Source organism: Pseudomonas sp. IT-P258, assembly GCF_949767825.1.
In the GTDB taxonomy this organism is placed as follows: domain Bacteria; phylum Pseudomonadota; class Gammaproteobacteria; order Pseudomonadales; family Pseudomonadaceae; genus Aquipseudomonas; species Aquipseudomonas monachiensis.
In genome coordinates this window covers 41,923-52,533 of the sequence record NZ_CATKPU010000024.1, presented here as the reverse complement: position 1 = coordinate 52,533, position 10,611 = coordinate 41,923, and the positions used below count along the sequence as shown (strand labels likewise).

Here is a 10,611-nt window from a genome sequence, read left to right as displayed (position 1 = left end):
GCTCCCGCTGGGCTGCGCAGCAGTCTAAAACCCACACGACTCGGTTGCGGCCGAGAACGTAGGGGGCTGCTTCGCAGCCCAGCGGGAGCAAGCTCCCTCGCCACAGGTAATTCATCACCACAAAGTGGTGGTCGCCGGAATCAGTGCTTGGCGACAAGGTCCTTGGGCAGTTTGAAGGTCCAGAGCATGCCGCCCTGGTTGAAGTCCTTCACCCGCTTGGCCACTTCACCGCCCCACAGCGGTACCGCGCCGCCCCAGCCGGACAGCACCGAGACGTACTGTTCGCCGTCCATTTCCCAGGTCACGGGCGAGCCGAGCACGCCGGAACCGGTCTGGAATTCCCAGACCTTTTCGCCGGTCCTGGCGTTGAACGCCTGCAGGAAGCCTTCAGGCGTGCCGGTAAACACCAGATTGCCCTTGGTGGTCAGCACCCCGCCCCACAGCGGCGCGTAGTTCTTGTGGCGCCAGACTTCCTTGCCGGTTTTCGGATCGATGGCCCGCAACACGCCGATGTAGTCTTCGTTCAACGGTTTGATGGTGAAGCCGGCGCCGAGGAACGCCGCGCCTTTCTTGTAGGCGATGCCTTCGTTCCAGATGTCCATGCCCCACTCGTTGGATGGCACATAGAACAGCCCGGTGTCTTGGTTGTAGGCCATCGGCATCCAGTTTTTCGCGCCGAGGAACGCCGGTGCCACGAAGACCGAACTGCCCTTGACTTCCGAGCCTGGGGCACCGGGACGGCTGGCCTCGTTGTAGATCGGCCGGCCGTTCTTATCCAGGCCGGTGGCCCAGGTGATCTTGTCCACGAACGGGAAGCCGCGGATGAATTTGCCGTTGGTACGATCCAGCACGTAGAAGAAGCCGTTACGGTCGGCAGTGGCCGCCGCCTTGATCTCCTTGCCGCCTTCGCTGTAGTTGAACGACACCAGTTCGTTCACGCCGTCGTAGTCCCAACCGTCGTGGGGCGTGCTCTGGAAGTGCCACTTGATGGTGCCATCGTCCGGGTTGAGCGCCAGGCGCGATGAGGAGTAGAGGTTGTCGCCAGGGCGCAGGTGCGAGTTCCACGGTGCCGGGTTGCCGGTACCGAACAGCAGCAGGTTGGTTTCCGGGTCGTAATAGCCGCCCAGCCACGGGGCCGCGCCGCCGGTTTTCCAGAGATCGCCCGGCCAGGTCTTGCCTGCCTCGCCGCCGGAGATGCCGTTTTCCACCGCTTTGCCGTCCTTGTAGACGTAGCCCATATGGCCTTCGACCGTCGGCCGGGTCCACAGCAGATCACCGTTTTTCGGGTCGTAGGCCTCGATCTTGCCCACCACGCCAAACTCGCCACCGGCCACGCCGGTAATCAGCTTGCCGTTGATCACCAGCGGCGCGGCACTGATCGAGTAGCCTTCCTTGTGGTCGGCGACTTTCTTGCTCCACACCACCTTGCCGGTGTCCTTGTTCAGCGCCACGAGCTTGGCGTCGAGGGTGCCGAAAATCACCAGGTCACCATACAGCGCGACGCCGCGGTTGATCACGTCGCAACAAGGACGGATGTCATCGGGCAGGCGTGCATCGTATTGCCAGAGTTTCTTGCCGGTGCGCGCATCCACGGCGAACACCCGGGAATAGGAACCGGTCATGTACATCACGCCGTCCTTGACCATCGGCTGCGCTTGCTGGCCACGTTGTTTTTCACCGCCGAAGGAAAACGCCCACACCGGGCGCAGCTCCTTGACGTTGTCGACGTTGAGAATATCCAGCGGGCTGTAGCGCTGCCCTTGAACGCCGAGTCCGTTGGTCACGACCTGTTCCGGGTTCTTCGGGTCCTGGAGAATGTCCTGGTCGGAAACCCCGGCCAATGCCTGGCCGGACAACAGCATGGCACTGAGCAGCAGGCTCAAGACGAAGGGCTGGCGACGTGCGGGTTGGGTCATGACGGCTTCCTCTGCGGATTTTTGTTATGTCCGGAAAATTTTCCCGGTCTGGTGCAGATTCTTGAGCGCCGCCGCCCTGGCAACAATTGCCCGCAATGAGGAGATTGCTAGTTCCTTGGTACAGGGTGGGGGGAGATAAGCCGCGGATTTTGTGCCCGATGAAAGTCCCCCAGGGGTCTGTGTTTGCTCACTTTTGCGCGTTGGAATCCACCCGCGTCATCCGCCCACGCTCGTAGCGCGGGTACAGATGACTGACGCTGCGGATCAGTTCGTAGCGGCTCAGGTTGATCCCGGCGAAACGTTCGGGGATGGGGCTGCGGATCATCTCGGCCATGTCGCTGCCATTGGCGGCGCCGTCGCGCATCAGTTGATCGAGCCAGGTCAGGTAATCGCGCATTTGCTCGAAGGGTTGTGGGTCGCTCGCCACCGGGCCATGGCCCGGCACAACCTGCGTCCAGGGCAAGCCTTGCAGGGTCGCGATGTCCGCCAGCCACACTGCCAGCCCTGGACTGTTGGGTGTGGTCAGCGCCCGTTGATAAAACACCAGGTCCCCGGCAAACAACACGCCGGTTCGCTGGTCGAGAATAGCCAGATCCGCGCCCGTATGCCCACCCAGGCTCAGCAGACGCAGATCGTGATTCCCAAAACTTTTCACGCCGGGTGTCAGCACCTGGGTAGGCATCACCACTTCGGTGCCACGCATCCAGTCGCCGACCATCCGGTACATATTCTCGGCCATGGCATCGCCTTGCCGGTGCAACAGCTCGGTGGTGCCGGCCAAGGCGCCGATCGGCACGTCGCTGAAGGCTTGGTTGCCCAGCACATGGTCCGGGTGATGATGGGTCAGCAAGACCTCGATCACTGGCTTGTCGGTGGTGGCGGCAATGGCCTTGCGCATCGCTTCGCCGTAGCGCTTCGACGGACCGGTATCGATCACCACCACACCGCGGTCAGTGACGATGAACGCGGTGTTGACGATGTTGCCGCCGTTGGCCTTGGCAAAATTATCGGTGCTGCCTTCCAGCAGCCAAGTGTCCCGGGCGATCTGCCGGGGCTTGAGTGAGTACTCGAGATCGGCCAGGGCCGGCAGACTGACGCTCAGCACCATCAACAGGATCCAGCGCATGCCACGCTCCTTGGGGTCACGCTCCTTGGGGTCAGAGGATCGACGCATTGAACTCATTGCCACTGTTGTCCCGTATTAACAGGCGCGTTTGCCCTGCTCCTTCGATGTCGAAGGCCAGGTTGGGGTTTTCGCTGACTGCGGGAAACAGCTCCAGCCGGGCCAGCACCTGCTCGTTGTGGTCGCGCAACTCGACATGGTTGATGAAGAACTCCGGAATGCCGCTGACCATGCCATTGTCCATGGGATGGGCCACCTGCAACCGCAAACGGCTGAATTCGCCCCGGGGGTAACGGCCGCCGAACACTTCGCCGATGTGCTCTTCCCAGCCTGGTTGCGTGCGCACCACGCTCGGCGCGGTGCAGCCGCCACCCGCCGCATCAATCAGGGTCGAACCGACATGCCACACGCCGTCGCGGGTCAACACCGCCGCGCGCAAGGGCGTGGCCTGTTCGATGCGAATGCGCAACGACAGCCAAGGCAAAACCGAATCAAGCGGCTGGAAGTCGACGATTTTCGGCAACGGGTTCAGCTCTGCCCAGGCGAGGATTTTCACCACCTCGCCCTTGAACGCCCGGGCGTCGATTTCCAGCGGCACCTGCCGGGCATCTTCGGCAAACGGCGGCGCCAGCAACTTGACCCGCTCATCGAAAACGAACGGCGCATTACCGAGGAACTGCTGCTGATAGAAGGCCCACATCACCGATGGCACCGGGTCCTTACCGGGATCGATAGCGCCAGCTTGTGCCGCCAGGCTTAACCAGCAGGCCAACAGACAACTCCCTCGCCATTTCATCGCCTGCTCCTTATTGATACATCTCGGGCACGTCGTACTGCAGGCCGTAATGGCCGTAGATGGTCTTCACCGAACCCTCGCGGATCAGCCCTTCGAGCGCCTCTTCCACGGCATAGGCCAGTTGCCGGTTGCTTTCGTGCACCGCCATGCCGATTTCCCAAAGTTGCTTGCCCATGTTCGGGTAGGCGTTCTCAGCCAGTGCCACTTGCGGGTCGGCCGCTTCATGGACCTGCCAGTCGATTTCGCCGCGCATGGCCATCACCGCGTCGACCTCGCCGGCCTTCATCCCGGCAAACGCCTGGGGCACGCCGGGATAGTGATGGGTCTTGCCAGCGAGCATGCCGTTGAACACCGACGTCAGGTAGAACGACGGCACGCTGTCGACTTCGACACCAATCGGGTGATGCTCGAACACCGCGACGCTGGCGACCTTGTCCAGCCGCCGGCGGTCATAGGCCACCTGCCATTGTTCGTTCTGGTACGGACCGAACATCACCACTTGGCCGTTGACCAGTTCGCCGAACTCGTTGCGCTTCTGCGCGTAGTCACGGTCGTAGGGCACGCGCATCATCAGGTCGGCCAGCTGCTGGTTGTGCAAGGCACTGGCACGCCAGATGTAATCGCGCAGGTCGTCGTCGAGCTTTTCCCCGGCCGGTGCCCAGATCAGTGTCAGGCGCACGCCGAGCGCCTTGGCCAGGGCCTCGGCGAGTTCGACATCGACACCCTGGGGCTTTCCGGCGCGTTCAAAGCTGTAGGGGGCGAAGTCCTTGTAGACCGCCACCTTAAGCTCCCCGGCGGCGATCATTTCGTCGTAGTTGCGAACCTGCGCCTGCGCCGCCTGGCAGCACAGCCACAGAGCGCCGATCAACACCGCGAGCAGGCGCATGGGTCACTCCTCGACGTGCACAGTGTCCAGATAAGTGCGCACTGCCCACAGGGCTTCCTGGCTCAGGTAGTCAGCCATCTTCGGCATGTACACCCGACCGTCGCGCACCGCGCCATGGCGCACCCGTTCGGCGAACCATTCATCGCCCGACTCACCGACATCAAGCATGCGCAAGTCGGGGGCGATACCGCCGGACTTGGCTTCCAGGCCATGACAGGCCGCGCAGTTCTGGGTGTACGCAGAAGCACCGATTTCCACTGCCTTGTCATGTTCCGGGGCGGTGCGATACGGGTTCACCGCGGCCCAGCCATCGGCATCGAGTTGCACACCGGCGTCCTTGATCGGGGTCAACCCCGGGGTGGCCACGGCCTGTGGCACCACGTTGCCGTGGGCCCAGACGGAACCTGCACTGATCAAACTGGCCAATAGCCCGGTCACGAGCAAGGCGTTGCGTCTTGTTGTCATTGTTATGCCCTCTGGATTGCACGCAAAACCTCTTGGCAGAGGCTATGGCAGCCATCTTAGAAACGGTATCGCACTCACCCCATGCTGCTTTGGTGGTCGCCACCTAGTCCCTTGGTAGTAAGGCGCTGGATGGACACCACCGGTACTTTCTGCATATTTCCTCAGCTTCACGGGCTACCTAAGCTGGCGCTACCTGTAATGGAGTGCCCTATGCGCCCGCTCATCCCTTACGCCCTGATCTACCTGCTGGCGATTGCCTGCGCCGCCGGCCTGGCCACCCAGAGCCAGGCCAGCGAAGCGCCCTTGCAGGTGCGGATCGGCTACCTGGGTTATCGCCCCGACCCCGGCCCGCTGCTGTCCAGCGTCATCCCCGAGCCCACCGATGCCGGGCTGCGCGGCGCCGAACTGGCGATCACCGACAGCAACAGCACCGGGCGTTTTCTCAACCACGGCTACAGCCTGGTCAGCGCCAATGTCGACAGCCCCGAGGCCTTGCTCGAAGCGGCAAAGGCGCAGCATGAACAAGGCCTGCGCCTGTTTGTAGTCAATGCCCCCGCGACCAGCCTGCGCCAATTGAGTGCAGCACTGCCCGACAGTCTGCTGTTCAACGCCGGTAGCCCCGATGACAGCCTGCGCACCACCGATTGCCTGGCGAACGTGCTGCATACCTTGCCGAGCCGGGCGATGCTCGCCGATGCGCTGGCGCAGTTTCTGGTGCTGCGCAAATGGCAGCGGGCGCTGCTGATCGTCGGCCCGACGCCCGACGATCAAGCCTATGCCGCCGCCCTGCGCCGCGGGGCCAAGCGCTTTGGCTTGCAACTGGTGGCGGAAAAACCCTGGAGCTTCGATAACGACCAACGCCGCAGCGCCCAGGCGGACATGCCGCTGTTCACCCAGACCGCCGAGTACGACGTGGTACTGGTGGCCGATGAACGCGGCGACTTCGGAGAATACGTGCCCTACCAGACCTGGTACCCGCGCCCGGTCGCCGGCACCCAGGGCCTGACCCCGGTGGGCTGGCACAAGACTGTGGAAACCTACGGCGCCGCGCAGCTGCAAAAACGCTTCGAAGCCCTGACCGGGCGCTGGATGAATGACCGTGATTTCGCCGCGTGGATCGCCGTGCGCAGCATCGCCAGCGCCGTGAGCAAACTGCGCCAGGCCGAGCCGATGGCGATCCGTACGCTTGAAATCAGCGATCAACTGCCACTCGACGGATTCAAAGGCCGCAAGCTCAGCTATCGGCCGTGGAACGGCCAGTTGCGCCAGCCGATTCCCATCGTCCAGCCACGGGCGCTGGTCAGCACCTCACCCCAGGATGGCTTTTTGCACCCCTTCAACGAGATGGACAGCCTGGGCTACGACAAACCCGAGGTCAGCTGCCGTTTTCCCTGATCCGATAATCACAACAACAAGGAATCCGCCATGCGCCGCACCCTGCTCTCTTGCATCATGCTGCTCGCCGCTGGCCATGCCGTTGCCAGCACTGCCTGGGTCTCCAACGAAAAGGACAACAGCCTGAGCCTGATCGACCTGCAGACCCTGCAAGTCACCGACACCCTGCCCGTCGGCCAGCGCCCCCGCGGCCTGCTGCTGTCCCATGACAACAAACTGCTGTACATCTGCGCCAGCGACTCGGACCGGGTCCAGGTGATGGACGTGGCCACGCGCAAGATCATCAAGGAACTGCCCTCGGGCAAAGACCCCGAGCAATTCGCCCTGCATCCGAATAATCGCTGGTTGTACGTCTCCAACGAGGACGATGCGCTGGTCACGGTGATCGACACCGAGACTTCCAAGGTGCTCGGCCAGATCAACGTCGGTGTCGAACCCGAAGGCATGGCCGTCAGCCCTGACGGCAAGTGGGCGGTCAACACCAGCGAAACCACCAACATGCTGCACTGGATCGACACCAGCACCCAGACCCTGGCCGACAGCACCCTGGTCGACCAGCGCCCGCGCTTCGTCGAGTTCTCCCCCGATGGCGCCCAGCTCTGGGCCTCGGCGGAAATCGGCGGCACCGTGACCATTCTCGATGTGGCCAGCCGCACCGTGCTCAAGACCCTGAACTTCCAGATCAAGGGCGTGCACCCGGACAAGGTCCAGCCGGTCGGCATCAAGCTCAGCGCCGATGGCAAGTACGGCTTCGTCGCACTGGGCCCGGCCAATCATGTGGCGGTGATCGATGCCAAGACCTTCGAGATTCTCGATTACCTGCTGGTGGGTCGACGAGTCTGGCAGATGGCATTCACCCCGGATCAGAAGCAACTGCTGGCCACCAACGGCGTCAGCGGCGATGTCTCGGTGATCGATGTCGACAGCCTCAAGGTCAGCAAATCGGTGAAAGTCGGACGCTACCCTTGGGGCGTAGTGGTGACGCCATGAACGCCCTTGAAGTCAGCGACCTGAGTTTCGCCTACGGCGCCCGAGAGGCCTTGCGCAAGGTGAGTTTCAGCCTGGAACCCGGGCGTTTCGCCGCGCTGTTGGGTCCCAATGGCGCGGGCAAGTCGACCCTGATTGCCCTGCTCACCCGGCTCTATGATCTGCAGCACGGCGAGATCCGCGTCGGTGGCAATTCATTGCGCAGCGCGGCACGCCCGGCACTCAAGCAGTTGGGTGTAGTGTTCCAGCAAAGCACCCTGGACCTGGACCTCAGCGTCGAGCAAAACCTGCGTTATCACGCGGCATTGCATGGCCTGTCCCGGCGCCAGACCGACCTTCGGGTCGACGCCGAACTGGCCCGTCAGACCCTGACCGATCGCCGTCGCGAACGGGTGCGCGAACTCAATGGCGGCCATCGTCGCCGGGTGGAAATTGCCCGTGCCCTGTTGCACGAACCGCGCCTGTTGCTGCTCGATGAAGCCAGTGTCGGCCTCGACCCGGCGAGTCGCCTGGCACTCAACCAGCACATCCGCAGCCTGTGTCGCGAGGAGCGCATCAGCGTGCTCTGGACCACCCACCTGCTCGACGAAGTGCAGCCCAGGGATGACTTGCTGATCCTGCATCAAGGCCGGCTGGTGGCCAGCGGACAGGCCGATGCCCTGAGCCTGGAGCACGGCGGCGACCTCGGTTCGGCCTTCACCCGCCTGACAACATCGGGAGCTGCCCAATGAACGCTTACTGGCAATGCTTTAGCGGTATCGTGCTGCGCGAATGGCTGCGCTTTGTGCTGCAACGCACGCGGTTTCTCAGCGCCCTGGTGCGGCCGCTGCTGTGGCTGCTGGTGTTCGCCGCCGGTTTTCGCGCAGCGCTGGGGATCGCGATCATCGAACCCTATGACACCTATATTCCCTACGAGGTCTACATCATCCCCGGCCTGGCCTGCATGATCCTGCTGTTCAACGGCATGCAGGGATCACTGTCGATGGTCTACGACCGCGAGATGGGCAGCATGCGCGTGCTGCTGACCAGCCCCCTGCCCCGCACCTTTCTGCTGTGCAGCAAACTGTTGGCCACCTCGCTGATTTCGCTGTTGCAGGTGTATGCGTTCCTGGCGATTGCCTGGGTCTACGGCGTGCGGCCACCGGCCATGGGCCTGTTGCTGGCGTTGCCGGCCCTGCTGCTGGTGGCGTTGATGCTCAGCGCCTTGGGCCTGTTGCTGTCGAACGCGATCCGCCAGCTGGAGAACTTTGCCGGGGTGATGAATTTCGTGATCTTCCCGCTGTTTTTCCTGTCATCGGCGCTGTATCCGCTGTGGAAGATGCGCGAGGCCAGCGAGTGGCTGTATTGGCTGTGCGCGGTGAATCCCTTTACCCACGCCGTGGAACTGGTGCGTTTTGCCCTGTATGAACGCTTCAATCCGCTGGCGCTGGCGGTGTGCGCCGGTTTGACGCTACTGTTCGCGCTGCTCGCCGTGCTGACCTTCAACCCGCAGCATGCTGCCTTGCGCAAAGCCAGCTAACACCACAATCCCCGGTGGGGGATCTTCATTGAACAGGGAGAATTACTACTTTAGTACTGGTTTACCTGTCTATCGTCGCATTCCCAACGCCCCCCGACTGGCATGTAATAGGTCCATAACTATAAGGACCGAACCCATGCCACGTGCCCGACGTTGCCTGTTGCGCCCTACTCTCGCCGCCCTGTCGCTGGGCCTGCTGCTGAGCACCGCGCAGGCCGACACAGCGCTGTTCTCCGCCGAGGGTTATCGCATCGGCCTGTACCGCAGCCCGACGCCCGACCAACTGCAAGGCGCAACCATCGTCGATACCCCCACCCTGCAAACCCTGCTCGGCCAAACCCCGCGCCCACTGCTGATCGACGTCTACCGCCGTCAGTGGCTGCAAGGGCAATTCATCGAAGACCAGCCCCATGAAAACCTGCCCGGCAGCCATTGGCTGGCCAATACCGGGGATGGCGACCTGACGCCGCAATGGCAGGACTACTTCGCCGGCAACCTGCAAAAGCTGACCGCCGGCGACCCGACCCAACCGCTGGTCTTCTATTGCCGCTCCGACTGCTGGTTGAGCTGGAATGCGGTCAAGCGCGCAGCCACCATGGGCTATAAGACTCTGTATTGGTATCGCGATGGCCTGGACGCCTGGCAAGCGGCCAACCTGCCGGTTTCGCCTGCCCGGCCCGAACCCTTTCCCTGAGCTTTACGCGTGCGTGTTGTTGCCACACCATAATCAAAATAATGAGGTGAAAGGCCATGTACAAAATCCTGATTGCCGACGATCACCCGCTGTTTCGTGAAGCCATTCACAACGTCATCAGCGACGGTTTTGCCGGCAGCGAAGTGATGGAAACCGCCGACCTGGACAGCGCCCTGGCCCTGACCCAGGAACACGACGACCTGGACCTGATCCTGCTCGACCTGAACATGCCCGGCATGCACGGGCTCAATGGCCTGATCAACCTGCGCAACGAAGCGCCGACCATTCCGGTGGTGATTGTTTCCGCCGAGCAGGACAAACAGATCGTGCTGCAAGCCATCACCTACGGCGCGGTGGGTTTCATCACCAAATCGTCACCCCGCGCCCAGATGACCGATGCGATCCAGCAGATTCTCAATGGCAATGTCTACCTGCCCCCGGACATCATCCGCACCGCCAAAAGCAGCACCCACCGGCGGATGAACGACACCCCGAGCTTCCCGCCCGAACTGCTCCAGGCCCTGACCCGCAAGCAACTGCAAGTGCTGGAGCGCATGACCAAGGGCGAATCGAACAAGCAGATCGCCTACACCCTGGAAATCGCCGAGACCACGGTCAAGGCCCACGTCTCGGCAATCCTGCGCAAGCTCAACGTGCACAACCGGGTGCAGGCGATCCTGAGTGCCGGGGATATTGATTTCGGGTCTTATCTGCGGCGCTAACTGCCCCAGCCCAAGTCTGAAAGATGTATCTGTGGCGAGGGAGCTTGCTCCCGCTCGGCTGCGAAGCAGTCGTAAATCCAGGCGACCCGGTGTATTTGGGTGTTTGCA

The 10,611-nt window shown here is 62.5% G+C and carries 11 protein-coding genes; 6 read left to right on the top strand and 5 right to left on the bottom strand.

Annotated elements, in window-relative coordinates; genetic code table 11:
* Nucleotides 1–140: 140 nt before the first annotated feature.
* The 5 genes from ACM6G4_RS11465 to pedF all read right to left on the bottom strand — a co-directional run bounded on the left by ACM6G4_RS11465 (nt 141) and on the right by pedF (nt 5,186).
* Nucleotides 141–1,916 carry a PQQ-dependent methanol/ethanol family dehydrogenase gene (locus ACM6G4_RS11465; RefSeq protein WP_414913700.1) on the bottom strand — a complete coding sequence of 592 codons (1,776 nt, stop codon included), beginning with the start codon at nt 1,914–1,916 and terminating at the stop codon, nt 141–143.
* Between the two features lie 187 nt (nt 1,917–2,103).
* A complete protein-coding gene (locus ACM6G4_RS11460) occupies nt 2,104–3,042 on the bottom strand; it encodes a quinoprotein relay system zinc metallohydrolase 1 (RefSeq protein ID WP_409078799.1) in 939 nt (312 codons plus the stop codon).
* Between the two features lie 31 nt (nt 3,043–3,073).
* Nucleotides 3,074–3,835, bottom strand: a complete 762-nt coding sequence (locus tag ACM6G4_RS11455) for a quinoprotein dehydrogenase-associated SoxYZ-like carrier (protein WP_414913699.1) — start codon at nt 3,833–3,835, stop codon at nt 3,074–3,076.
* A 10-nt stretch (nt 3,836–3,845) separates the two neighbouring features.
* Nucleotides 3,846–4,721 (bottom strand): substrate-binding periplasmic protein, encoded by an 876-nt coding sequence (locus tag ACM6G4_RS11450; protein WP_223542602.1) that lies wholly within the window; start codon nt 4,719–4,721, stop codon nt 3,846–3,848.
* Nucleotides 4,722–4,724: 3 nt separating this feature from the next.
* Complete coding sequence (pedF, locus tag ACM6G4_RS11445) at nt 4,725–5,186, bottom strand: cytochrome c-550 PedF (protein WP_056727798.1); 462 nt, start codon at nt 5,184–5,186, stop codon at nt 4,725–4,727.
* Between the two features lie 210 nt (nt 5,187–5,396).
* Here pedF and ACM6G4_RS11440 point away from each other — a divergent pair, with 210 nt between their 5' ends.
* The 6 genes from ACM6G4_RS11440 (at nt 5,397) to ACM6G4_RS11415 (ending at nt 10,503) form a co-directional block, all read left to right on the top strand.
* The gene (locus ACM6G4_RS11440) at nt 5,397–6,581 is read left to right on the top strand and encodes an ABC transporter substrate-binding protein (RefSeq protein WP_414913698.1); all 1,185 of its coding nucleotides are present in this window, start codon (nt 5,397–5,399) and stop codon (nt 6,579–6,581) included.
* A 30-nt stretch (nt 6,582–6,611) separates the two neighbouring features.
* A complete protein-coding gene (locus tag ACM6G4_RS11435; protein WP_056727801.1) occupies nt 6,612–7,571 on the top strand; it encodes a YVTN family beta-propeller repeat protein in 960 nt (319 codons plus the stop codon).
* On the top strand, nt 7,568–8,299 hold the full coding sequence (locus ACM6G4_RS11430; protein ID WP_414913697.1) for an ABC transporter ATP-binding protein: 732 nt from the start codon (nt 7,568–7,570) through the stop codon (nt 8,297–8,299). Before ACM6G4_RS11435 ends, ACM6G4_RS11430 begins: the two co-directional genes overlap by 4 nt.
* Entirely contained in the window at nt 8,296–9,087 is a 792-nt protein-coding gene (locus tag ACM6G4_RS11425) for an ABC transporter permease (RefSeq protein ID WP_414913696.1), read from the top strand. Before ACM6G4_RS11430 ends, ACM6G4_RS11425 begins: the two co-directional genes overlap by 4 nt.
* A 136-nt stretch (nt 9,088–9,223) precedes the next feature.
* Nucleotides 9,224–9,781 carry a PQQ-dependent catabolism-associated CXXCW motif protein gene (locus ACM6G4_RS11420; RefSeq protein ID WP_414913695.1) on the top strand — a complete coding sequence of 186 codons (558 nt, stop codon included), beginning with the start codon at nt 9,224–9,226 and terminating at the stop codon, nt 9,779–9,781.
* A gap of 56 nt (nt 9,782–9,837) precedes the next feature.
* The gene (locus ACM6G4_RS11415) at nt 9,838–10,503 is read left to right on the top strand and encodes a response regulator transcription factor (RefSeq protein WP_007976602.1); all 666 of its coding nucleotides are present in this window, start codon (nt 9,838–9,840) and stop codon (nt 10,501–10,503) included.
* Nucleotides 10,504–10,611 lie beyond the last annotated feature (108 nt).

What these genes read in the sequence shown, in the direction of transcription:
- ACM6G4_RS11465 (WP_414913700.1), bottom strand. Translation starts at nt 1,916, where the DNA reads ATGACCCAACCCGCACGTCGCCAGCCCTTCGTCTTGAGCCTGCTGCTC.
- ACM6G4_RS11460 (WP_409078799.1), bottom strand. Translation starts at nt 3,042, where the DNA reads ATGCGCTGGATCCTGTTGATGGTGCTGAGCGTCAGTCTGCCGGCCCTG.
- ACM6G4_RS11455 (WP_414913699.1), bottom strand. Translation starts at nt 3,835, where the DNA reads ATGAAATGGCGAGGGAGTTGTCTGTTGGCCTGCTGGTTAAGCCTGGCG.
- ACM6G4_RS11450 (WP_223542602.1), bottom strand. Translation starts at nt 4,721, where the DNA reads ATGCGCCTGCTCGCGGTGTTGATCGGCGCTCTGTGGCTGTGCTGCCAG.
- pedF (WP_056727798.1), bottom strand. Translation starts at nt 5,186, where the DNA reads ATGACAACAAGACGCAACGCCTTGCTCGTGACCGGGCTATTGGCCAGT.
- ACM6G4_RS11440 (WP_414913698.1), top strand. Translation starts at nt 5,397, where the DNA reads ATGCGCCCGCTCATCCCTTACGCCCTGATCTACCTGCTGGCGATTGCC.
- ACM6G4_RS11435 (WP_056727801.1), top strand. Translation starts at nt 6,612, where the DNA reads ATGCGCCGCACCCTGCTCTCTTGCATCATGCTGCTCGCCGCTGGCCAT.
- ACM6G4_RS11430 (WP_414913697.1), top strand. Translation starts at nt 7,568, where the DNA reads ATGAACGCCCTTGAAGTCAGCGACCTGAGTTTCGCCTACGGCGCCCGA.
- ACM6G4_RS11425 (WP_414913696.1), top strand. Translation starts at nt 8,296, where the DNA reads ATGAACGCTTACTGGCAATGCTTTAGCGGTATCGTGCTGCGCGAATGG.
- ACM6G4_RS11420 (WP_414913695.1), top strand. Translation starts at nt 9,224, where the DNA reads ATGCCACGTGCCCGACGTTGCCTGTTGCGCCCTACTCTCGCCGCCCTG.
- ACM6G4_RS11415 (WP_007976602.1), top strand. Translation starts at nt 9,838, where the DNA reads ATGTACAAAATCCTGATTGCCGACGATCACCCGCTGTTTCGTGAAGCC.